Origin of the sequence: Pandoraea oxalativorans, assembly GCF_000972785.3 — a bacterium.
GTDB lineage: Bacteria > Pseudomonadota > Gammaproteobacteria > Burkholderiales > Burkholderiaceae > Pandoraea > Pandoraea oxalativorans.
Genome location: NZ_CP011253.3, coordinates 322698 through 346184, shown reverse-complemented (window position 1 = coordinate 346184; position 23487 = coordinate 322698). Strand labels below are relative to the sequence as shown.

General features: G+C 60.7%; 23 protein-coding genes. 17 read left to right on the top strand and 6 right to left on the bottom strand.

The features are described from left to right. Nucleotides 1-141: 141 nt before the first annotated feature. From MB84_RS01545 to MB84_RS01535, 3 genes are all read left to right on the top strand, one after another. Nucleotides 142-567 carry a DUF3224 domain-containing protein gene (locus tag MB84_RS01545; RefSeq protein WP_046290485.1) on the top strand — a complete coding sequence of 142 codons (426 nt, stop codon included), beginning with the start codon at nt 142-144 and terminating at the stop codon, nt 565-567. Next, nucleotides 564-920 (top strand): VOC family protein, encoded by a 357-nt coding sequence (locus MB84_RS01540; protein ID WP_046290484.1) that lies wholly within the window; start codon nt 564-566, stop codon nt 918-920. Before MB84_RS01545 ends, MB84_RS01540 begins: the two co-directional genes overlap by 4 nt. Before the next feature lie 230 nt (nt 921-1150). Further along, nucleotides 1151-2371, top strand: coding sequence for an ISL3 family transposase (locus MB84_RS01535; protein ID WP_046289972.1), 1221 nt, complete (start codon nt 1151-1153; stop codon nt 2369-2371). 160 nt (nt 2372-2531) lie between these two features. On the opposite strand, the gene MB84_RS01530 is transcribed toward MB84_RS01535, so the two are convergent. After that, nucleotides 2532-3011, bottom strand: coding sequence for a MarR family winged helix-turn-helix transcriptional regulator (locus tag MB84_RS01530; protein WP_046290483.1), 480 nt, complete (start codon nt 3009-3011; stop codon nt 2532-2534). Between the two features lie 128 nt (nt 3012-3139). On the opposite strand from MB84_RS01530, the gene MB84_RS01525 reads away from it, so the two are divergent. From MB84_RS01525 to MB84_RS01470, 12 genes are all read left to right on the top strand, one after another. Further along, nucleotides 3140-4183 (top strand): cupin domain-containing protein, encoded by a 1044-nt coding sequence (locus MB84_RS01525; protein WP_046290482.1) that lies wholly within the window; start codon nt 3140-3142, stop codon nt 4181-4183. A gap of 30 nt (nt 4184-4213) precedes the next feature. After that, nucleotides 4214-5071 carry a fumarylacetoacetate hydrolase family protein gene (locus tag MB84_RS01520; RefSeq protein WP_046290481.1) on the top strand — a complete coding sequence of 286 codons (858 nt, stop codon included), beginning with the start codon at nt 4214-4216 and terminating at the stop codon, nt 5069-5071. A gap of 39 nt (nt 5072-5110) precedes the next feature. Beyond that, nucleotides 5111-6283: an FAD-dependent oxidoreductase gene (locus MB84_RS01515; protein WP_046290480.1), complete on the top strand. Its 1173-nt coding sequence runs from the start codon at nt 5111-5113 to the stop codon at nt 6281-6283. A 65-nt stretch (nt 6284-6348) separates the two neighbouring features. Next, complete coding sequence (locus tag MB84_RS01510; protein WP_052652851.1) at nt 6349-7713, top strand: MFS transporter; 1365 nt, start codon at nt 6349-6351, stop codon at nt 7711-7713. A 139-nt stretch (nt 7714-7852) separates the two neighbouring features. After that, nucleotides 7853-8932, top strand: coding sequence for a porin (locus MB84_RS01505; RefSeq protein WP_046290479.1), 1080 nt, complete (start codon nt 7853-7855; stop codon nt 8930-8932). 250 nt (nt 8933-9182) lie between these two features. Next, the gene (gene leuC / locus MB84_RS01500; protein ID WP_046290478.1) at nt 9183-10610 is read left to right on the top strand and encodes a 3-isopropylmalate dehydratase large subunit; all 1428 of its coding nucleotides are present in this window, start codon (nt 9183-9185) and stop codon (nt 10608-10610) included. Next, on the top strand, nt 10610-11242 hold the full coding sequence (gene leuD / locus MB84_RS01495; RefSeq protein WP_046290477.1) for a 3-isopropylmalate dehydratase small subunit: 633 nt from the start codon (nt 10610-10612) through the stop codon (nt 11240-11242). Before leuC ends, leuD begins: the two co-directional genes overlap by 1 nt. A 103-nt stretch (nt 11243-11345) precedes the next feature. After that, the gene (gene tnpA / locus MB84_RS01490) at nt 11346-11780 is read left to right on the top strand and encodes an IS66-like element accessory protein TnpA (protein ID WP_052652849.1); all 435 of its coding nucleotides are present in this window, start codon (nt 11346-11348) and stop codon (nt 11778-11780) included. Beyond that, nucleotides 11777-12124, top strand: a complete 348-nt coding sequence (gene tnpB, locus MB84_RS01485) for an IS66 family insertion sequence element accessory protein TnpB (protein ID WP_046290068.1) — start codon at nt 11777-11779, stop codon at nt 12122-12124. The genes tnpA and tnpB overlap by 4 nt, the downstream gene beginning before the upstream one ends. Before the next feature lie 51 nt (nt 12125-12175). Beyond that, nucleotides 12176-13720: an IS66 family transposase gene (gene tnpC / locus MB84_RS01480; protein ID WP_046290069.1), complete on the top strand. Its 1545-nt coding sequence runs from the start codon at nt 12176-12178 to the stop codon at nt 13718-13720. 11 nt (nt 13721-13731) lie between these two features. Continuing rightward, the gene (locus MB84_RS01475; RefSeq protein ID WP_046290070.1) at nt 13732-14328 is read left to right on the top strand and encodes a plasmid pRiA4b ORF-3 family protein; all 597 of its coding nucleotides are present in this window, start codon (nt 13732-13734) and stop codon (nt 14326-14328) included. A gap of 217 nt (nt 14329-14545) precedes the next feature. Next, nucleotides 14546-15766, top strand: coding sequence for an ISL3 family transposase (locus MB84_RS01470; protein WP_046289972.1), 1221 nt, complete (start codon nt 14546-14548; stop codon nt 15764-15766). Nucleotides 15767-15918: 152 nt separating this feature from the next. On the opposite strand, the gene glmS is transcribed toward MB84_RS01470, so the two are convergent. The 5 genes from glmS to MB84_RS01445 form a co-directional block, all read right to left on the bottom strand. After that, entirely contained in the window at nt 15919-17748 is a 1830-nt protein-coding gene (gene glmS, locus MB84_RS01465) for a glutamine--fructose-6-phosphate transaminase (isomerizing) (protein WP_046290476.1), read from the bottom strand. A gap of 108 nt (nt 17749-17856) precedes the next feature. After that, complete coding sequence (gene glmU / locus MB84_RS01460) at nt 17857-19218, bottom strand: bifunctional UDP-N-acetylglucosamine diphosphorylase/glucosamine-1-phosphate N-acetyltransferase GlmU (protein WP_046290475.1); 1362 nt, start codon at nt 19216-19218, stop codon at nt 17857-17859. Between the two features lie 161 nt (nt 19219-19379). After that, nucleotides 19380-20336 carry a tRNA 2-thiocytidine(32) synthetase TtcA gene (gene ttcA, locus MB84_RS01455; RefSeq protein ID WP_046293294.1) on the bottom strand — a complete coding sequence of 319 codons (957 nt, stop codon included), beginning with the start codon at nt 20334-20336 and terminating at the stop codon, nt 19380-19382. A gap of 13 nt (nt 20337-20349) precedes the next feature. Beyond that, nucleotides 20350-20745 carry a dihydroneopterin aldolase gene (locus MB84_RS01450; RefSeq protein ID WP_046290474.1) on the bottom strand — a complete coding sequence of 132 codons (396 nt, stop codon included), beginning with the start codon at nt 20743-20745 and terminating at the stop codon, nt 20350-20352. A 21-nt stretch (nt 20746-20766) separates the two neighbouring features. Further along, the gene (locus tag MB84_RS01445; RefSeq protein WP_084009554.1) at nt 20767-21627 is read right to left on the bottom strand and encodes an SDR family oxidoreductase; all 861 of its coding nucleotides are present in this window, start codon (nt 21625-21627) and stop codon (nt 20767-20769) included. 267 nt (nt 21628-21894) lie between these two features. Between MB84_RS01445 and MB84_RS01440 the strand changes: the two genes are divergently transcribed. Then, on the top strand, nt 21895-23109 hold the full coding sequence (locus MB84_RS01440) for a class I SAM-dependent methyltransferase (protein WP_046290473.1): 1215 nt from the start codon (nt 21895-21897) through the stop codon (nt 23107-23109). A gap of 52 nt (nt 23110-23161) precedes the next feature. Next, complete coding sequence (locus tag MB84_RS01435) at nt 23162-23356, top strand: DUF2905 domain-containing protein (RefSeq protein WP_044453465.1); 195 nt, start codon at nt 23162-23164, stop codon at nt 23354-23356. Nucleotides 23357-23487 lie beyond the last annotated feature (131 nt).

The following is a 23487-nucleotide window of genomic DNA, read 5'->3' as shown; positions in this document are numbered from 1 at the left end:
GAAGGGGGTTCCGAAAGGGACTCCCTTTTTTGTTAGGGTCCGGGGAATTAACCCAATTCCGGCTTGCATCCTGCGCAAGTTTGCGTACACTCGATACTGTACAAAAACACAGTATTTGTATTCGACTGGAGGAGTACAAAAGTGAATCAAACCGCCAAAGGGCTTTTCGATGTTCAGCTCGGGCCGGAAGCGTTGAGTGCCGTTGCGCAGGACACCGGATTTAGCCGTCTCTCGCTGGACAAGACGTATCACGGGGATCTGAGTGCAACCGGTCAGGGAGAGATGCTGGCGTTTCGCAGCGGTACGCCCGGCTCAGCGGGTTACGTCGCCATGGAAACCGTGCGCGGCGCACTTCATGGACGCAACGGAACGTTTGTGTTGCAACACAGCTCGACGATGACGCGCGGTGTGCCCACGCAGTCCATTACCGTCGTGCCCGATTCCGGCACCGATGCGCTGACAGGCCTGACCGGCAGCCTCGTCATCGAGATCACCGAAGGAAAGCACGCTTACGACTTCCGCTACGCGCTTCCCGACGAACCGACTTCCGCAGGAGAGCCGACATGAGTCACTCGGGCCGCGATCGCCAGATCGACAACATCGAATTCAACGTCTCCGATATCGCGCGCAGCAAGGCGTTCTACGGCAGCGTGTTCGGCTGGACCTTCACCGACTACGGTCCGACCTACACCCAATTCAGCGACGGTCGCCTCACGGGTGGCCTCACGACGGGAGACGCCATTCGCCCCGGTGGCCCGCTGGTGATCCTCTACGCGGACGACCTCGCCGAAACACGGCGCCGTATCGAAGCCGAAGGGGCAACGATCAGCCGCCCCGTGTTCTCGTTTCCCGGCGGTCGCCGCTTTCACTTCCTCGATCCCGACGGTTACGAACTCGCAGTCTGGTCGGCAGCGACTTAGGTTACCGATGTCCGGGAACGACGCACGTCGACATCGCTGAACCCACAAAACAAACGAGGCACCCGCATTAGGTGCCTCGTTTCGAGCTGGCCGAAGGCGTCGGTGAATGTGACCTGCCCCCGGTTTTAGTCCGACACGCTTTTAAAAGGTTCATCGCGCAATAGCGTGGAGGGATTTGACAAGTTTTCGTACTCTTGATGGCAGGAATTTGCCATCAGGAGTGCGTGGAGATGCTGGATCGCAAGCTGCTGGAGTCGCTGGGAGGCTGGCAGGGCTATGCCGTCGAACGCGTGGAGTGGCCCGAGGGCACAGGGCGCACGCTGTCGATCTATTTGAAGCCAACCGCCAAGGTGATGCTGTGCGAGCAGTGCGGCGCACGATGTCGCCAGGTCCATGAGACCACGGTGCGCCGGGTGCGAGATCTGCCGTTATTTGAGTACCGGGTTGTTCTTCATGTTCCACGCCGGCGCTTGTTGTGTGAGCAATGCGGTGGCCCGCGCCTGGAGCGGCTTACTTGGCTGGGTCGCTACCAGCGGGTGACGGATCGGCTTGCGGCGGCCTGCAGCCAATTGCTGCAATCGAGCAACGTGCAGGCGGTGGCGAGGTTCTTCGAGCTGGGTTGGCATACCGTCAAGACGCTGGACAAGGCCCGGCTCCGAGCGTCAGTGCGCGAACCGGATTGGTCCAGGATCGAGTATTTAGCGATGGACGAGTTCGCCCTGCATAAAGGGCATCGGTACGCGACGGTAGTCGTCGATCCGATCAGCAGGCAGGTGCTGTGGATCGGCCCAGGACGCTCACGCGAGACGGCTCGGGCGTTCTTCGAGCAATTGCCGCGTGGGGTCGCCCAACGCATCAAGGCCGTAGCCATCGACATGACTACGGCCTACGAGTTAGAAATCCAGGCCCACTGCCCACGGGCGGAGATCGTCTATGACTTGTTCCATGTCGTGGCCAAGTACGGACGAGAGGTCATTGATCGGGTGCGCGTGGATCAGGCCAACCAACTGCGCCAGGACCGTCCCGCGCGCCGGGTCATCAAATCGAGCCGCTGGCTGTTATTGCGCAACCGCGACAAGCTAGACCGGCAGCAGGCCGTCCGGCTCGACGAATTGCTGCAAGCCAACCAGCCGCTGCTGACGGTCTATGTCCTGAGGGACGAACTCAAGCGGCTCTGGTTCTACCGAAGACCTGCCTGGGCAAAACAAGCCTGGCACCACTGGTGCGAGCAGGCCGAGCAAAGCGGAATAGCCCCCTTGAACACCTTCGCTCAGCGTCTGAAAGGCTATCTGCATGGCATCCTGGCCAGATGCCGACATCGTCTAAACACCAGCATCGTTGAGGGCATTAACAACACTATCAAGGTCATTAAGCGGCGCGCCTACGGCTACCGAGACCAGGAATACTTCTTCCTCAAAATCCGCGCCGCCTTCCCCGGTAATGCTCAATGAACCTTTTAAAAGCCGAGGGTAAAAACTGCTGTTCTTCATGCGCCCGAGCAAACTGCTCGAGCGTCAGGTAGCGAAAGGACCTGACGCCCTAGGTGTATGCACGCCTGAATCGACGGCTCTGCGGGACTGGTTGCGTTGATACCAGTACGGAAGGCTGCGCTCAAATATCGCGTTTCGGTGACGATACCGGAACGCGGCTAATCTCATTGTTCGCTTCTACCACGCGTTGAAGCATCTTGATGAACGTCGCCTTTTCGGCTTCGGTCAGTCCCTTAAGAATGCGAGCCTGAGCGCGTTCCGTACCCGGATACATTTGCTCCAGCAGGGCTGCGCCTTCGGGTGTGAGCGACAAGAGCTTCGTTCGTCGGTCGGTTCCCGTCGACCGACATACCAGTCCCTTCGCTTCGAGGCGTTCGACCACACCGGAGATGGTGTTGCGGTCGAATCCGATTGCCTGCGCAAGCCTAAGCTGGTCGATGTTGGGATAGGCACGGATGGCAGCCAGGGCGCCGTACTGAACTGGCGTCGTGTCGAATTCTGCGGTCTCTTCCAAAAACACCGTGATGCCGATTTGCTGGAGGCGGCGGATGAGGAATCCGGGCTTGTTGTACAGAATCTGTTCGAGGCTGATGTCTTCCATGTCTCATTCTTATAGGCGCTGACGTTCGTAGCGCATGGTACCTCAGGTTAACCCCACTACTGATAATCACTATTGTGATTATCATATCGGTGATTAATTTGGCAGACTCGAACGACGAAGGATTTGAGATGGAACACGAGACGACTGAGCTCTCAAGGGAATACCGCGGTGCGCTGGCCGACGCCAAGCTGACGCCACTCTGGGAGCATCTTTCGAACGCCTTGCCACATGGCCTCCCGGCGGGACTTACGTCGGCAAACCTCTGGCGTTACCAGGACGTCCGCCCCCTTTTGCTACAGGCCGGTGAGCAGGTTCCGGTCGAGAAAGCCGAACGTCGCGTGCTGGTCCTGAGTGACCCCGGCCGGGGTCAGGCCGCGATGCAGGCTACCGGCGGGATTTACGCGGGCATTCAGCTCATTCTTCCGGGCGAGACCGCGCCAACCCACCGCCACTCTCCGAGCGCGGCACGCGTCGTAATTGAAGGAAAGGGCGGCTTTACAGTAGTCAACGGTCAACGTTGCGACATGGAGCCGGGGGACGTGATTCTCACGCCTTCGGGCCAGTGGCATGACCACGGCCACGATGGTGTCGGCCCGTTCACGTGGCTCGACGTGCTTGATTTGCCGGTATTTACAGCAGTCGAGTCTTCGTACGCGGAGCCGGGGCGTGCAAGCTGCAACCAGGAAGACGGTCAGGCCACGATGCAAAGCCGTTTTCGTTCGAATGGCCTTGCCGTGGCGCACTCGCTTCAGCGCACCAATCCGTATCCAATGCTGCGGTTCCCGTGGAAGACAACACGTGCAGCGCTCATCGAGCTTGCCGATAACGTGGCGCAAGGTGAGTCCGTTGAACTGTCGTACGTCAATCCGGAGACGGGCGAGAGCTGCCTGCCCATTTTGGGTTTCACCGCAATCATGCTTCCGGCAGGCCAGGACCTGACGCCTGCACGTCGGTCTCCCGGCGCGGTATTCCATGTTGTAGAGGGCAGCGGCGAGTCCAGTGTGGACGGAAAGACGTTCGCTTGGTCTGCCGGCGACACGTTCACCGCATCCACGTTCGCTCAACTGTCTCATCGCGCAGATACCGCGAAGGGCCCCGCGTTCTTGCTACGTATTGACGACGCCCCTCTTCATAAAAAGCTCGGCTTCTTCCAGGAACGGAAGTCTGCTTGAGCTCGCGCCAACCCAAGTTCGGAGTAAAAAATGCGTATTTGCCGTTTCAATAACGACAGGCTCGGTCTCGTCCAGGATGACGAAGTGCTCGACATCACCGCTGCCATCGAATGCCTTCCTGCACAGCGCTGGCCGGTGTCCTATTGCGACCCAGTCATTGAACATCTCGACCAGATTAGGAAGTTGGCCATCGAGCTGGCCCCGAATGCAAAACGTTTCGCGCTCAGTGACGTTGTGCTTAACAGCCCCGTCAGTATCGCAAGCAAGCTTCCCGCCGCACCTGTGAACTACCTCAAACACATGGCCGAGGCGCAGAGCGACCCCACGACGTTTCACGCGCATCACCTCAAGAAAATCGAAGAGGTCGGACTGTTTCTTAAGGCCAGCAGTTCGCTGGTGGGGCCGGGCGACGGTGTGGCGTTGCGCCATCTTGAGCGTCGTAATGACCATGAACTCGAACTTGCCGTCGTCATCGGCAAGACCGCCGACCGTGTGAGCGAAACGGACGCCATGCACTACGTAGCGGGCTATGCAATCGGGTTGGATATGACCATTCGTGGGCCGGAAGAGCGCTCGCTGCGCAAATCCATTGACACCTATTCCGTACTGGGCCCGTGGCTCACGACGGCTGACGAAGTGGGTGACCCGAGCGCGCTCGAAATCGAGCTTCATGTGAACGGCGAATTGCGCCAGAAAGCCAATACACGTGACCTCGTCGTGAACATTCCGAAGCTCATTTCCTGGGCGTCGAGCTACTACACCTTGTTGCCCGGGGACGTCATTTTTACGGGTACTCCCGACGGTGTGGGTCCTGTGATTCCGGGGGATGTCATCACGGCGTCAATCGAGAAGGTCGGTCAGATGCAAGTGAAGGTCCGTGCCGCGTGAGGCCGGACTAAGAATGAGCGCAGCAGAAGGGGGAACGGAATGAGCAATATCAAATCGGTAGCCACACTCGTGGTCGGTGGCGGGATTGGCGGATTGGCGGCGGCACTTGCCCTGGCACAGCGAGGCCGCAAGGTGCACGTGATCGAGCGTGCGCCGGAATTCAAAGAGGTAGGTGCAGGCCTTCAGCTTGCCCCTAACGCTTCGCGAGCGCTGGCCCGCCTGGGCGTTCTGGACAGTGTCTGGAAAACCGCTGTATTCCCTCAACAGTTGGTGTGGATGGACGCGCCGTCGGGTGAACACGTGACATCGCTGGACCTCGGCGAGAAGTTCCGGGGCCTCTATAAGCATCCTTACATCGTCATGCACCGTAGCGACCTTCTCGAAGCGCTTCTGCAGGCGTGTCAGGCCAACGTGAATATTTCTCTTGAAACCAACAAGCACGTCATTGACGTGATGGATTTGGGGGATGCAGCCGAGGCCCGTTGCGCCGATGGGTCGGCGTATCGGTGCGAACTGCTTGTCGGGGCCGACGGTTTGCACTCGGTGGTCCGCAGCGCTTTGGTTGGCGCAAGTGAGCCGGTGTGTTCGCAATATGTCGCATACCGCGGGACGATTCCAATGGACCGTATGTCGACCCATGCCGGTGTCGACAACGTGATGATGTGGACTGGTCCCAATATGCATCTGGTCCAATATCCGGTTCGTCGAGGAGAGCTCTACAACCAGGTGGCAGTTTTCCGAACTTACAACTATGTGCCCGGCAGCGACGACTGGGGCACACAGGAAGAGCTGGTACGCCGCTTCGCGGATGCGTGTCCGGATGTGAAGGACGCCCTGACGATGATTGCGACGAATCGTCGCTGGCCATTGTTCGACCGCGAACCCATCAGAGAGTGGACGCGCGGTCGTATCGTCCTTCTTGGCGACGCCGCGCATCCGATGCTTCAGTACCTGGCACAAGGGGCTGCCCAAGCACTCGAGGACACGCTCGCCTTGGCAGATGCTGTGGCCGAGCATGAACACGACCTCGCACGCGCACTGGAAAAGTACACCAGCGTGCGTCGTCCGCGTACGGCACGAGTGCAGCACACCGCTCGCATCTTTGGCGAAATCATCCACATGGAGCCCGTTGGCGCAGAAGTGCGAAATGAACTTCTCGCACACCGACCGGGTGATGAGTTTTCGGCAGTCAACTGGCTCTACGCAGCATAAGCACCAGATAAGCGAGGCATGAGCCTCGCTGCATCAAAACAAATCAAATAAAACTGGAGACAACCATGCAGCACAGTGCACCTCAGAGTGCGACCGGGCTCGGCGCGCTCATTCAAGACCGTAATATGTCGTTCTTTCAAATCGCGGTTGTAGCGGTTTGTGTAGCAATCAACATGCTGGATGGCTTCGACGTGCTTGCGCTTGCGCTTACGGCACCGTCGATAGCCAAGGAGTGGGGTCTGAATCCTGCTGCTTTGGGCGGACTATTCAGTGCGAGCATCGCGGGCATTGCGGTGGGCTCTATTACCATCGCTCCGCTGGCAGACAAGTTCGGCCGACGCACGACCGTGCTGACGTGTCTTGTGATTTTGTCTGTCGGCATGTTTGCATCAGCGTTCTCCGCCACGGTCCTGCAACTTGCGGTCTTGCGCTTCGTTACAGGCCTGGGAATTGGCGGAGTGCTGCCGAGCATTAACACGTTGGTCGCGGAGTATTCATCGAAGCGTCGCCGCGACCTGAACATCAGCATGATGACGGTAGGGTATTCGGTCGGCGCCTCCATCGGAGGGCTGCTCGCCGTATATCTCGTATCGCACTACGGTTGGCACTCCGTTTTCCTTGCCGGAGGCGCGCTGTCCACGTTGATGTTCCCAGTGGCATTGGTGTTTCTGCCGGAATCGCTGGATTTTCTTGTGACGCGCCGCAAGCCGGGGGCATTGGAAAAGGTCAACCGGGTATTGGGAAAACTTGGCCACTCGCCCGTAAGCGAGCTCCCCGTGCCGGTCGCCGGCGACGTGCGCCCAACATTGGCGGGCTTGTTCCGCGGTGAGCAGGGCCGAACCACCGCCATCTCGTGCGCGGCGTTCCTGCTTGTCATGATGACCTTTTATTTCCTTCTCAACTGGATGCCGAAGATGCTCGTCGACATGGGGTTGAGTGTGTCGAGCGGAATCTCCGGTTCTGTCGTGATGAACCTGACCGGGGTCGTCGGAGGTGTTGCGCTGGGGCTCGCGACGGCACGGTTCGGACTGAAGCGCATGGCTATCGTGTACTTCGTCGCGTGCTTTGTATGCATGGTCGTGTTCACGCAAATCGCGCCGACCACACTGAATTTGATTGTCATGGCAGCGCTGGTTGGCTTCTTCTCGAATGGTGCCGTCGTGTGTCTATATGCTCTGGCTCCCCGAGTCTTCGCGCCGGAATATCGCGCAACCGGGACCGGGCTAGCACTCGGCTTCGGTCGACTCGGCGGCACGATTGGTCCGGCACTCGCGGGTGTGCTAATCGCCGCCGACTGGTCTCGCCTGGCGTACTCCGCGGCACTGACGGCACCTCTGCTGCTGGCATGCGGTCTCTTCGCGGTGCTTCTGGCGGGAGAGGTACGAGCCGGGACGAAAGCACGCGCTGTGCCGTCATCGGCTTCGCAATAAACGGTGCTCCTGCACCTACTGGTCGCGCATATTCCCTGACGTGCGGGCTTCGGATGCGCTACAAGGGCAGCGCCATCCCGCGCTTCGTCATCCACGTATTACTCGATTGAACCTAAAAATCAAAAAACTGGGGACAGCAATGAAATTCAGACTCGCAATGGCAGCAGGCCTCGCGCTGCTTACCACGACGGCAAATGCACAAAGCAACGTGACGCTGTACGGCATCATCGACACCGGCGTTGTCTATTACAACCAGGCGGCGGCTGGCGGAAGTTTCGTTGGTGTGCCGACGCTGACCGGCGAACTACCGTCCCGATTCGGCTTGCGCGGCGTTGAGGACCTGGGAGGCGGGCTTAAGGCGGTGTTCACACTCGAAAACGGATTTCAGCCGGGCACCGGTAGCCTCAATTACGGCGGTCGTTTGTTTGGCCGTCAGGCCAACGTTGGTCTTGCGGGCGAGTGGGGCACGGTGTTGATTGGTCGCCAGAACAATATGAGCTTCTTCGCGACGCTCAATGCCGACATTATCGGGCCATCGAATATGTCGATGGCGAGCTTCGACCCGTATCTCGCGAACACACGTAGCGATAACGCCGTGAGCTACATGGGCAAGTTCCATGGCGTGACTCTGGGGGCTACCTATAGCTTCGGGCGTGACACTGCAAACGCCGGTGGCCCGTCGGCGACGGGGTGCCCTGGCCAGGTCGCAGGTAATTTCCGCGCGTGCAAGCAGTACACCGGGCTCATCGGATATGACTATCAAGACTTTGGCATCGCGGCATCGTATGACCAGATGCGCGGGAACGTAGGCGCGGCTGCCCCGCTCACCAGCGCGGCATACACCGATTCCCGAGGCATTGTGAACGCCTATTACAAGCTGTCGTGGGGACGAGTCGGCGGCGGATGGATTCACCGCAACGTCGATGCGGGTGCCGCCTCACTGCAGTCGGACATTTACTTTCTCGGCGCGACCTATTTGCCGACCATCGAATGGGCATTGGACTTCCAGGCGCTCCGCTACCAGGTGAAGTCGAAATCAAACGCCACCTTGCTCGTGAGCCGTGCAACTTATTCGCTGTCCAAACGCACGTCCGTCTACGGAATGGTGGGATGGGTGGGCAATAGCGAAAACGGCAGCGTTCCGATTTCGGCTGGCGGCTCGGTTGTGACCGGGGCGAACCAATTTGGAACGATGCTCGGAATGCAACATCGCTTCTAAAAGGAAGCATGGGCCTGGACATCTACGCAATTCATTGCTGATGGGAATGGCCCCGGCGCACTTCCGAGACTGTCAGCCGAGGCTGCGCCAGCTTAGTTGGCACCGATGCGCTTAGTCTAGCCGCGGAACTCGTCGCTGGGGTTCTGCGGCTTTACTTTTAGTGATGCTAACTGACGTGCAACGGGCAGATGAACGCGAACTGGAGCGCATCCGTCCGTCGGCGAGCGCATAAACCAGCAAGGAGCCAAATATGGGGCACACGCTATACGACAAGATATTCGACGCTCATGTCGTTCGTACGGAAGCGGATGGAACTTCGCTGCTATATATCGACAGGCATCTTATCAACGAGGTGACCAGTCCGCAGGCGTTTGAAGCGATGCGGTTGGAGAGTCGACCGGTCTGGCGCGCCAAAGCGAACTTGGCCGTGGCGGACCACAACGTCCCGACAACGAATCGGACTGCGGGCATCGAAGATGAAGTCTCGCGGACCCAGGTTGCAGCATTGGAAAGAAAGGCCGCTATGACTGGAATTCAGCACTTCGGCATGGGCGACCCTTCTCAGGGCATTGTTCACGTCGTCGCGCCGGAGGTCGGAATCACGCTGCCAGGGATGACGGTAGTCTGCGGTGATTCTCATACCAGCACCCATGGGGCACTGGGCGCACTTGCCTTTGGGATTGGCACGTCAGAAATCGAGCACGTACTCAGCACGCAAACGTTGGTGACACGTCGAAGCCTGAACATGCGGGTGACGGTGGAAGGTCGCCTACCGGATGGGTGCTCTGCAAAAGATGTGGCCCTGTCGATAATCGGGCGCATCGGTACGGCGGGAGCGACAGGCCATGCCATCGAGTTCGCAGGAAGCGTCGTACGAGCTATGTCGATGGAAAGTCGAATGACGCTATGCAATATGTCGATAGAGGCCGGCGCGAGGGCGGGACTCGTTGGTGTTGACCAAACGACGCTGGACTATTGCCGCGAACGACCGTGTGCACCCAAGGGAGATGAATGGATTCACGCGTCACACGAATGGACGGATTTGCGCTCTAACGACGACGCGCGATTTGACGCTGAAGTATTCATCGATGTGAGCACGTTGCGACCACAGGTCACTTGGGGGACTTCACCCGAAATGGTGACTGACATTCTCGGCAATGTGCCGGATACGGCGACTATTGTCGACGACACAAAACGAGCGGCGTACGAAAGCGCTCTCGAGTACATGGGCCTAAAAGCGGGGACGCGAATGACCGACATCCCCGTGGACAAAGTATTCATTGGGTCTTGCACCAATAGTCGAATCGAAGACTTACGAATTGCGGCAGATGTGCTTCGCAAACTCGGAGGCCGTCTTGCGCCAAATGTGCGTTTGGCACTCGCTGTGCCCGGGTCGACGTTGGTAAAACGCCAGGCTGAAAGCGAGGGGCTGGACAAGGTGTTCCTGGAAGCGGGCTTCGAGTGGCGCGAAGCGGGCTGCTCCATGTGCCTGGCGATGAACGCGGACAAGCTGGAACCCGGCGAGCGCGCTGCGAGTACGTCGAACCGCAACTTCGAAGGACGTCAGGGAGCAGGCGGCCGAACGCACCTGGTAAGCCCTGCGATGGCAGCCGCGGCGGCTCTAAAGGGGCGATTTGTGGACGTCCGCCAAATTATGAACATGGATGGAGGGAAATAGTGGAGCCGTTTGTTCGACATACAGGGACGGTCGTGCCCCTCATCCGCGATAACGTCGACACTGACGCGATCATTCCGAAGCAGTTTATGAAGTCGATTGAGCGAACCGGATTTGGAGCGCACCTTTTTGATGCCTGGCGATATCGAGATGAAGGCTATTACGGCAAGCCAGCGAGTGAGAGGGTCGTCAATACGGAATTCGTGCTCAACGAACCTGCATACGCGGACGGTTCGATACTGCTGACCGGCCGAAACTTCGGGTGCGGCAGCTCACGAGAACATGCGCCTTGGGCGCTATTTCAGTACGGGTTTCGAGTACTGATTGCCGTGAGTTTTGCGGACATATTCTTCAACAACTGCTGCAAGAATGGACTGTTGCCGATTGCCCTTCCCGAAGACGTCATTTCGGAATTGGCGGGTTACGCTTCGGAGAAGCGTGGTAGTTCGCTGACAGTAGATTTGGACTCACGCCTAGTATTGCTGCCGTGCGGGCGAACTTTTGAATTTTATATTCCCGATAGCCAACGGCACGCTCTGCTTGAGGGCCTTGATGAGGTTGGAGCAACGTTATTGCATTCACCCGAAATTCGCGAGTTTGAACGGCGTCGCATGGAGATGTGTCCTTGGTTGTAATGGCGGAACCGCTTGCGCGAGAAGCCGTATCGTCGTAAGCGTGACTTGAAGGCCGCATGGACAAAGGTTCCTGCGGTGTCCAAAGTGATGTCCGTTACTTCAAGTGGTGGGGACTACTTTGGACACACGGAATGTAAAGCCTTCGAACCGTAAAGGCAGACCGAATTACACACCAGAGTACCGACGGCAAGTTGCCGTCGCGGCATGCGAGCCGGGTATTTCGGTGGCCAAGCTCGCGCAGGTGCACGGGCTGAATTCGAATATGGTGTTCAAGTGGCGTCGGCAACTGCGAGCGGGACTTTTTGAAGGGACGGGGCACAGCACAGCGGTGTTGCTGCCCGTAGCGCTACCTGATGCACCGAGCGGCGAGAGAGCAGAACCGGTGTCGCCCGCTCTACAGTCTGTCGAGCCACATCGCGAGAGCGTGCCGGCAGCATCGGGCATCGAAATTGAACTAAACGGTGCCCGTGTACGTGTCACGGGCATGGTCGACCCCGTGCAGTTGCGCCTCGTGCTGCGCTGCCTGATGCCAGCATGATTGCGCCGCCAAGCGGTACCCGCGTTTGGCTGGCAGCGGGCATTACCGATATGCGCCGTGGCATGGATGGGCTTGCCGCACTGGTGCAGTCAGCACTCGGACGTGACCCCTTCTCGGGGCACATCTTCCTGTTTCGCGGGCGTCGCGGTGACCTCATCAAGATTTTATGGTGGAGCGGCGACGGCATGAACCTGTACGCGAAACGACTCGAGCGCGGACGCTTCGTGTGGCCACAAGCGGATTCAGGAACGGTCCATCTATCTGCCGCCCAACTGTCGATGCTGCTCGAGGGGATTGATTGGCGGCATCCCGAGCGGACGTGGCAGCCGACGCACGCGGCGTAAAGGGGGAAGCGAGGGTCCACAAACCCGTGGGCTTCATTTACACTGGCACGCATGCCAGCTAGCCATCTGCCCGATGACATCCCCGCACTCAAGCGAATCGTTGCTTCGCGCGACGAGACCATCGCACAGTTGCTGGCCGAGATCTCGCGACTCAAGCGTTGGCAGTATGGGCGGTCATCGGAGCGCATGACCGAACTGATGGACCAGTTGCAGCTCGCGCTCGGTGAACTGCCCGCTGCTGAATCGGCCATGACCGCGACGTCGAAGGTGCCCGATGCTGATACGGCTGCTGATACATCAGCCACAACGAACGTTGTCCCGCTGCGCCGCAAGTCGCGGCACTTCCCTGCCCATCTTCCTCGCGAAACGGTTGTGCATGCGCCGTCAAACTGCGGATGCCCGGAGTGCGGCAAACAGATGCGAGCACTCGGCGAGGACGTCTCGGAGGTGCTCGACTATGTGCCCGGCTACTTCAAGGTACTGCGTCACGTCCGTCCGAAGCTGAGCTGCCCGCGCTGTGCCGCAGTCGTGCAGGAGCCGGCACCTTCGCGGCCGATAGCACGCTCGATGGCGGGTGCGGGGCTGCTCGCACAGGTCGTCGTCGCGAAGTACGCTGACCATACGCCGCTCTACCGGCAGGCCGGCATCTATCGACGCGCGGGCATCGAACTGGATCGGGCAACACTGGCTTCGTGGGTGCGTGAAGCAGCTGCGCTGCTGCAACCGCTGTCCGATGCACTTGGTCGTTACGTGCGCGATGCAGACAAGATCCATACCGACGACACGCCCATGCCTGTGCTGGAGCCGGGGCGTGGCAAGACACGCACGGCGCGCCTGTGGACCTATGTGCGCGATGACCGCCCGGCAGGAAGCCGTGCGCCACCAGCAGTCTGGTACAGGTACTCACCCGACCGCAAAGGGGAGCGACCTCGGGAACATCTGGCGGGCTACACGGGAATCCTGCAGGCAGATGCCTTCAGCGGGTATGACGCCCTGTATCGTGACGGCACGGTCATCGAGGCCGGATGCTGGGCGCATGCGCGGCGCAAGTTCTACGACCTGTACAAGCTGGACAGCTCACCGATTGCCGAAGAAGCACTGCGCCGCATCGGGGCGCTATATGTTGTTGAACGCGAGGTTCGCGGCCAGACGCCGGACGTGCGCCTGTCTGCGCGTCAGCAACGCTCGGCACCGTTGCTCACCGAGCTGAAGGCTTGGCTCGAACACTCGCTCTCACAGGTCTCGACGAAGTCGGGGTTGGCCAAGGCGATCAGATACTCGCTGGGGCACTGGCACGCACTCACACACTATTGCGAAGACGGGCGCGTCGAGGTGGACAACAATACGGCGGAGCGTGCGATCAGGCCGCTGGTCCTCGGCAGGCGCAATTATCTGTTCGCAGGCTCAGACGGCGGCGGCGAAAGCGCGGCGGTGATCTACAGCCTGATCGGTACTGCACGCCTGAACGGCTTCGATCCGTTTGCGTACCTGCGCACGGTGTTTGAGCGCATCGCCGATCATCCCATCAACCGCATCGACGAGTTGCTGCCGTGGAGCCTGATGTCAGCCGAACACGTCGAGCAGCACGCCGCCTGAGAATCAATCCGATGGTCCACCCCCTCAGACCTGCTGTGCGCCGAGTCAAGGCGCCAGTGCCCGATTACGTACTGCGCGTTGAGCTGAAGTACATCAAGCCTGCGATTTGGCGCCGAATCATCGTTCCCGGTTCGATCCGGCTGGGCAAGCTGCATGTCGTGCTACTGCTGGCCATGGGCTGGGAGGGCGGGCACCTGCACGAATTCGTCTTCGGCGAAACCAACTATGGTGAACCGGATGACTTCGGGTTCGAGAGCGATCCGCCAATGCTCAATGAAGCACGGGTCACGCTGGCGAAGGCGCTGGGCGGGTTGAAGTCATTCACCTACGTCTACGATTACGGGGACAACTGGCAGCATCGGATCAAGGTCGAGAAGGCGCTGACGCCTGATCCAGACATGCGCCGGCCGCTGTGCCTGGACGGGCAGAATGCGTGTCCACCGGAAGACGTCGGTGGAGTTCCAGGATATGCCGACTTCCTCGAAGCGATCACCGATCCGACGCACGAGGAACACGACCACTTCCTCGAGAGGTGTGGCGGCAGCTTCGATCCCGCCGCTTTCGATCTCGTGCTGACGAATCAGCGGCTCTCAGAGGTCAAGCTCTGATCGTCAAGACGGCCTTAGAGTGACGCTTACGTATCGTCTCCTTGGGGTCGCATCAACAGCGTCGTCTCATACGGACGTCAGTGCCACCGCCTGCGCCCTATAAATCTCGAGCGCTCGCTGCGCAAAAAAAAAAAGGTTCATCGCGCAATAGCGTGGAGGGATTTGACAAGTTTTCGTACTCTTGATGGCAGGAATTTGCCATCAGGAGTGCGTGGAGATGCTGGATCGCAAGCTGCTGGAGTCGCTGGGAGGCTGGCAGGGCTATGCCGTCGAACGCGTGGAGTGGCCCGAGGGCACAGGGCGCACGCTGTCGATCTATTTGAAGCCAACCGCCAAGGTGATGCTGTGCGAGCAGTGCGGCGCACGATGTCGCCAGGTCCATGAGACCACGGTGCGCCGGGTGCGAGATCTGCCGTTATTTGAGTACCGGGTTGTTCTTCATGTTCCACGCCGGCGCTTGTTGTGTGAGCAATGCGGTGGCCCGCGCCTGGAGCGGCTTACTTGGCTGGGTCGCTACCAGCGGGTGACGGATCGGCTTGCGGCGGCCTGCAGCCAATTGCTGCAATCGAGCAACGTGCAGGCGGTGGCGAGGTTCTTCGAGCTGGGTTGGCATACCGTCAAGACGCTGGACAAGGCCCGGCTCCGAGCGTCAGTGCGCGAACCGGATTGGTCCAGGATCGAGTATTTAGCGATGGACGAGTTCGCCCTGCATAAAGGGCATCGGTACGCGACGGTAGTCGTCGATCCGATCAGCAGGCAGGTGCTGTGGATCGGCCCAGGACGCTCACGCGAGACGGCTCGGGCGTTCTTCGAGCAATTGCCGCGTGGGGTCGCCCAACGCATCAAGGCCGTAGCCATCGACATGACTACGGCCTACGAGTTAGAAATCCAGGCCCACTGCCCACGGGCGGAGATCGTCTATGACTTGTTCCATGTCGTGGCCAAGTACGGACGAGAGGTCATTGATCGGGTGCGCGTGGATCAGGCCAACCAACTGCGCCAGGACCGTCCCGCGCGCCGGGTCATCAAATCGAGCCGCTGGCTGTTATTGCGCAACCGCGACAAGCTAGACCGGCAGCAGGCCGTCCGGCTCGACGAATTGCTGCAAGCCAACCAGCCGCTGCTGACGGTCTATGTCCTGAGGGACGAACTCAAGCGGCTCTGGTTCTACCGAAGACCTGCCTGGGCAAAACAAGCCTGGCACCACTGGTGCGAGCAGGCCGAGCAAAGCGGAATAGCCCCCTTGAACACCTTCGCTCAGCGTCTGAAAGGCTATCTGCATGGCATCCTGGCCAGATGCCGACATCGTCTAAACACCAGCATCGTTGAGGGCATTAACAACACTATCAAGGTCATTAAGCGGCGCGCCTACGGCTACCGAGACCAGGAATACTTCTTCCTCAAAATCCGCGCCGCCTTCCCCGGTAATGCTCAATGAACCTTTTAAAAGCCGGGACACTGATTGTGTCTCCGGCCTGATTTCATGGGGCGTCTCCGGGAGTCTGCCCGCCCTTTTTCAGAAGGCGTTTTCCCTGCCGGGAAATACGTTTCTATTTCTTCTGAACAGTGAACACCCGCCCCTTCGTCACATCACTCCACCGTGACCGACTTCGCCAGGTTACGCGGCTTGTCGACGTCGGTGCCACGAGCGCAAGCGGTGTGATAGGCGAGCAGTTGCAGCGGCACGACGTGCAGAATCGGCGACAGCTGGCCGTAGTGCTCCGGCATACGGATCACATGGAGGCCTTCGGCATTCGCGATCTCCGTGTCCGAATCGGCAAACACATACAACTGTCCGCCACGGGCACGGACTTCCTGCATGTTCGACTTGAGCTTCTCCACCAGCGCGTCGCGCGGGGCCACCGTCACAACAGGCATCTGATCCGTCACCAGTGCCAGCGGACCGTGCTTCAGTTCGCCCGCCGGATAGGCCTCGGCGTGGATGTACGAGATTTCCTTGAGCTTGAGTGCGCCTTCCAGGGCAATCGGGTAGTGCAGACCACGACCCAGGAATAGCGCATTTTCGCGACGGGCAAACTCTTCGGCCCAGGCAATGATCTGCGGCTCCAGCGCCAGCACGCTGTGCAGTGCCGACGGCAGGTGACGCAACTGCGTGAGGTAATCCGCCTCCTGCGCCGCGCTCAGACGACCGCGCAACTTCGCAATCGTCAGCGTCAACAGGAACAGCGCGGTGAGCTGCGTCGTGAACGCCTTCGTCGACGCCACACCGATTTCCGTGCCCGCACGCGTGAGGTAATGCAACGCGGTCTGACGCACCATCGCGCTCGTCCCCACATTGCAGATCGCCAGCGTGTTCGTCATGCCCAGCGATTGCGCGTGCTGCAGCGCCGCCATCGTGTCGGCCGTCTCGCCCGATTGCGAGATCGTCACGACCAGCGTTTTCGGATTCGGTACGCTGTCGCGATAACGGTACTCGCTCGCCACTTCAACCTGCGTCGGAATCTGTGCCAGCGACTCCAGCCAGTACTTCGCCGTCATGCCCGAGTAGTAGCTCGTGCCGCACGCCAGAATCAGAATCGAGTCGACGTTGCCGAGCATCGCTTCGGCCTTCTCGCCGAAGAGCGTCGGCGAAATTCCTTCGACGCCTTCCATCGTGTCACCGATGGCACGCGGCTGCTCGAAGATTTCCTTCTGCATGTAGTGACGATACGGCCCCAGCTCGACGGCACCCGTGTAAGCCTGAACGGTGCGCACTTCGCGCTCGACAGCCGCATCGTTACGATCCACGATCTTCACACCGTCCAGCGTGAGTTCGACGACATCGCCCTCTTCCAGATAGATGAACTGATCGGTTGTGCCAGCTAGCGCCAACGCGTCCGACGCGAGGAAGTTTTCGCCCTCGCCCACACCGACCACGAGGGGCGAACCCGCACGTGCACCGATGACGCGATGCGGCTCCTGCTTGCGAAACACGGCGATGGCATAGGCGCCATGCAGACGACGCGTCGCCAGACGAACCGCCTGATACAGATCGCCTGCCGCACCATTGGACAGAATGTGGTGAATCAAATGGGCGATGACTTCGGTGTCGGTTTGCGACACGAACTCATAGCCAAGACCCCGCAATTCGTCACGCAGGCTTTCGTGGTTCTCGATGATGCCGTTATGAACCAGCGCCACTTCGTCACGCGAGAAAATCGGGTGCGCATTGTTCGTGACCGGCGCGCCGTGCGTTGCCCAGCGTGTGTGGGCAATACCCGTCTCGCCCGTCAGTTGCGTTTGCGCAAGCTGCTCGTCGAGGTCAGCCACGCGCGAGACGCTGCGTGCGCGTTGCGGCACACCATCCTTGAGCACAGCCACGCCACAGGAGTCGTAGCCACGATATTCGAGACGACGCAAACCTTCGACCAACACCGGTACAATATTCCGCCGCGCCACCGCGCCGACAATGCCGCACATATTCGCCTTCCTCAGTGCCAGAAACTCTGGCTCGTTCTATCGGATGAGATCCGTGTTTATTCACCAGCGCACGTCAATGGAGCGCGCGCCAGCACATAACCGCCGATTTTACTGCTTCTGCTTACGCGGGCGGACATAACCCGTCTTTGCTTCCTGCGTCTTGCCGTTGAGCACCAGTGCGTCTTCCGGCGTGTCTTTCCAGACGGTCGTGCCTGCGGCAATCGTCGTACCGCGCCGAACCGTGACGGGCGCTACGAGCTGCGTGTCCGAACCGATGAAGACATCGTCCTCGATAACCGTGCGGTGCTTGTTCGCGCCATCGTAGTTGCAAGTGATCGTGCCCGCACCGATATTCACGCGCGCGCCCACGGTCGAATCGCCGACGTACGCCAGATGATTCGCCTTCGAACCCTTCGCCATCGATGCGTTCTTCACTTCCACGAAGTTGCCGATGTGCACGTCGTCCGCCAGATCGGCACCGGGACGCAGACGTGCATACGGTCCGATGACGGCATCCGCCCCGACCACTGCGCCGTCCAGATGGCTGAACGCTTCGATACGGGTGCCCGCACCGATCGTGGTGTTGCGAATGATGCAGTTCGCCCCGATGGTCGCGCCGTCGCCGATCGCGACCTTGCCTTCGAAGATGCAGTTCACGTCGATGGAGACGTCGGTGCCGCAGACGACTTCCCCACGGACATCGAAGCGCGCAGGATCGATCAGCGTGACGCCAGCCGCGAGCAGCGCGCCCGCCGCATTGCGCTGATAGTCGCGCTCCAGTTCGGCCAGTTGCGCCTTGTCGTTCACGCCGTTCGGCTCCCACGCAAACGTCGGCTGCGTGGTGACGACGGGCACGCCGTCCGCCACCGCACAGGCGATCACGTCGGTCAGGTAGTACTCGCCCTGCGCATTCTGATTCTTCAGGCCGCCGAGCCACGCCTTGAGCGCGCGCGTCGGGGCGACGACGATACCCGTATTGATCTCGCGAATCGCCAGCTCGGCCTCATTGGCGTCTTTCTGTTCGACGATACGCTGCACGTTGCCTGCCGCATCGCGCACGATGCGGCCATAGCCCGTCGGGTTGTCGAGATCCACGGTGAGCACGCCCAGCTTGTCGTTGCCCGCCGCATCGAGCAGCCCTTGCAACGTTTCGACGCGCGTGAGCGGCACGTCGCCATAGAGCACGAGGGTCGGCACCGATTCGTCGAGCTGCGACGCCGCTTGCTGCACGGCGTGCCCTGTCCCCAACTGCTGCGCCTGCTCTGCGAACAGGATGTCCTGCGCAGACACGGCTTCGCGCACGGCGTCGCCACCGTGCCCGATCACTACGATGAGCTTGCCCGGCGCAAGTTGGCGCGCGGTCGCAATCACGTGCGAGAGCAGCGGGCGGCCGGCCAGCGGCTGCAACACTTTGGGCAACTTCGAGCGCATGCGCTTACCCATGCCGGCGGCGAGAATCACAATATTCATGGCGTCGTGACGTTTCGAAAGTGGGAGGCTTGTGTCAGTGTGTCGGGATTTCGCGTCCCCGGCCGATGACAGCGCGGGGATCGCCGGGGACGCCGTCCGGCGCACGATTCGGTTCGCAAAATGCTCGCCGGTCGTACGTCAGCCGTCGATGTCGATGTCGATCAGTCGTCGAATTGCGTCAATTGATTGATGCGGATGATGCCCGCATCGTCCTCATCGCCGCAGGGCGCTTCGTCGAAGGCAATGTCGCCGAGCGGATCGGGTTGCCCCGTCGCACGCAAATTCCGGAAGTCGTGAAGGTTCGTGTCCATCAGATGCGACGGCACCACGTTCGACAACGCGCTGAAAATCGACTTGATGCGCCCCGGGTGTTGCTTCTCCCACAGGCGAATGAGCGACTTCATCTCGGCGCGCTTCAGGTTTGGCTGGCTGCCGCACAACGTGCACGGAATGATCGGGAATTGCTTGTACTCGGCATAACGTTCGAGGTCCGGTTCGCGCACATACGCGAGCGGTCGGATCACCACGTTCTTGCCGTCGTCCGATTGCAGCTTCGGTGGCATGCCCTTGAGCTTGCCGCCATAGAAGATGTTCAGGAACAGCGTCTCGATGATGTCGTCGCGATGGTGGCCAAGCGCGATCTTCGTCGCACCGAGTTCGCCAGCCACGCGATACAGAATGCCGCGACGCAGACGCGAGCACAGCGAGCAGGTGGTCTTGCCTTCGGGCACCACGCGCTTGACGATGGAATACGTGTCCTGATTCTCGATGTGGAAGTCCACGCCGATGGAACGGAAGTAATCCGGCAGCACGTGTTCGGGGAAGCCGGGCTGCTTCTGATCGAGGTTGACGGCAACGATGGAGAAGTCGATCGGGGCGCGCTCGCGCAGCTTGAGCAAAATGTCGAGCATGGCGTAGCTGTCCTTACCGCCGGACATGCATACCATCACGCGATCGCCCTGCTCGATCATGTTGTAGTCGCCAATGGCCTGCCCCGTCAGACGGAACAGGCGCTTTTCAAGCTTGTTGTTCTCGAACGCGAGCTTCTGCACTTTCTTCACGCTGTCGGCGGCAGCGGCATTGCCGGTCGCGGCCAGTGGCGCGCCGGTCTCGGGCATGACGGCACTCATGTCAGGCATCCTTCATCTGAAACACTTCGATGCCGACCGAGTGGCAATCGGGGTAGACGTCGGGCTTCTCGGTCGACACGCCCACGGCACGCACGCGCGGATGCGCCAGCAGCGCACGCGCGACGTCGTCGCAAAGGGTTTCCTGCAGGTGGATGTGGCCCTGCCCCACACGCCTGGCGATGGTCTCGCGCATGAAGTCGTAGTCCACGACTTCGTCGAGCTTGTCTTCCGTGGGCGTGCTCTCGGCGAGCGGGACGAACAGTTGCACGTTGATCAGCACGCGCTGCTCGCCACGCTTTTCGTGATCGTGCACGCCGATGTTGATGAACACCTCGTAGTCGCGCAGGAACATGCGACGGCAGTCCATCAGGCGGGGGTGGGAAAGAGCGCTATGCATTTTGAAGACTCGTAATGACAATCAACGAGACCGGTCGGCATCGGCCGGCTCGGTCAGAAATTTCACGTCGCGCGACGAACTCGCGAGATGTTGGCCACCGTCCACATACAACACCGTGCCAGTAACGGCTGGCGCCTGCGCCAGATAGGCCACGGCTTCGGCGATGTCTTGCGGCGTGGACGACGCGCCCAGCGGTGTCGACGCATGGGCGGCGGCAAAGCCTGCCGGCGTCTGGTCTACGGACACGAGCGTCACGCCGGGGGCGACGCCAACCACACGCAAGCGCGGAGCAAAGGCTTGCGCGAGCAAGGTCGTCGCCACGTCGAGCGCCGCCTTCGACAGCGTGTACGACAGGTAATCGGGGTTCGGATTCGCCAGCTTCTGGTCGAGTAGATTGACGACGACGCCGCGCCCGGTCTCACCCAGCGCCACGTGCATCTCGCGCGCCAGCACCAGCGGCGCGCCTGCATTGACGCGCATGTGGCGCTCCAGCGCCTGATAGCCGAAATCATCGGCGCAATCGTACTCGAAGCGCGACGCATTGTTCACCAGACACGTCGGCACGCCCAGCGCCTCACGACAACGCCCGATCAGGGCGATGGTCGCGGCTTCGTCGGCGAGCGACGCCTGCAGCGCGACCGCCCGGCGACCCATCGCCTCGATGGCGGCCACCGTTTCAAGCGCCTCGTCGTGCGAGCGCTCGTAGTGCACGGCGACGTCCCAGCCCAAGCTCGCGAGCTTCAGCGCGATGGCGCGTCCGATGCGGCGCGCGCCGCCCGTCACCAACGCAACGCGCGACGCATACGACGCGTGCGGCACGTCGGACGTGCGAGCGGCGTCGTTGGCGTCGGGGACAGGGCGTGGCGTCGATGCAACGGTCATGCGGCGAATTCCTGTATCAGAGCGGGCGGATGAACGAACTTCGGGTGGTCTGAGGCGTCAGCGGCAGCGGGACACGGCAGCCTGCGATTTTCCGGCAGCGCTTCGAATCGAGGTCGAGCAGAGGCCGGGCGTTGCGCAAACTGGTGAAAAACACGCAAAAACAATCGAAAACCAGCAAAAATCGGCGCAAAACACGTCGAAATTGCCTGCAGACGCACTATCTCAACCATAGCAGCCAGTCCGCACCGTCTCCGTTACAATGCCCGCATGAATCAGGCCGCACCGAAACCCCATAGTTTACCCGTTCCGGAGACGGACGCGCTCGAACACTCGCGCCGCCTCACGGCATATCTTGCCGACGCCATCGGCGCTAACGGCGGCTGGTTGCCGTTCGATCGCTTCATGGAACTGGCCCTGTACGCGCCCGGCCTCGGCTATTACGCCGCCGGCGCCGCCAAGTTCGGACGCCTCGCCGCCGACGGCAGCGACTTCGTCACCGCACCGGAACTCACGCCGCTCTTCGCGCGCACGCTCGCGCGCCAGATCGGTGAAATCTTCGAACAAACGGGCGACGCACAGGTACTGGAATTCGGTGCCGGGTCCGGACGCCTCGCCGCGGATCTGCTGCTCGCCCTCGACGCCGAAGGCACGCCGTGCGGGCAGTACTCGATCATGGAACTCTCGGGCGAGCTTCGCGCCCGCCAGCGCGCCACCATCGAGAAGGCCGCACCGCACCTGCTGGATCGCGTAACGTGGCTCGATCGGTTGCCCGACGCCTTTCACGGCACGATGATCGGTAACGAGGTCCTCGACGCCATGCCGGTGCGCCTGTGGGCGCGCCGTCCGGATGCCAGCGCAGAGCCTGTCTGGTTCGAGCGCGGCGTTGTGCTCACGCCTGAAGGCTTCGCGTGGGAAGAGCGGCGCTACACCGGCCCGCTGCCGCAAGCGCTCAACGCATTGGCCGATCTGCCCCCGACGCAGGAATACCTGACGGAAACGCACGAAGCGGCCTCGGCCTTCGTGCGCAGCGTCGCCCCCTTGCTGGCGCGCGGCGTGCTACTGCTGATCGATTACGGCTTCCCCGCGCGCGAGTACTACCATCCGCAGCGCGCCGGCGGCACGCTCATGTGCCATTACCGTCACCATGCGCACGACGACCCCTTCTATTACCCCGGCTTGCAGGACATCACTGCACACGTGGAGTTTTCGGGCATCGCCGACGCCGGTGTGGAAGCCGGTCTCGATCTGCTGGGCTTCACGTCGCAGGCGCGTTTCCTGATGAATGCGGGCATCGTCGATCTGATGAGCGCGCTCGACCCGACCGATCCGGAGACGTTCATGCCCGCTGCCGCTGCCGCACAGAAACTGCTCTCCGAGGCGGAGATGGGCGAGCTCTTCAAGGTCATTGCCTTCGGACGCGCGATGGACGAATGGGCCGGTCTGGTCGGCTTCGTCAATGGCGACCGTAGTCACGCCCTCTGATCCGCTACGCCGACATCACGTCCAAATCACGCCTAACCGAGAGGTCGCCCCGATGTTTCGCTGGATGTTCACCATCTTCTTCGCGATCTGCGTCCTCTCGGCTGCCGCTCCCTGGCTGACCAAACTCGGCATCGGCCGCCTGCCCGGTGACGTGCGTCTGCGCTGGCGCGGGAAGGAAATGGTCTTCCCGTTCGCCTCGACCGTGCTGCTCTCGCTCGTCTTCAACCTGCTGATTCGCTTGCTGTAACCGCCGCAACACCCGTTGCAACGCCGTTCGTCAGCGGCGCCTCGCCCGTCCCCGCCGCACAGCCCCATCTTCCCCGTAAGTCTCCGTCATCGGTTCGCCGCGCCGTCACGTCTCACGCCGTGAGGCACTCC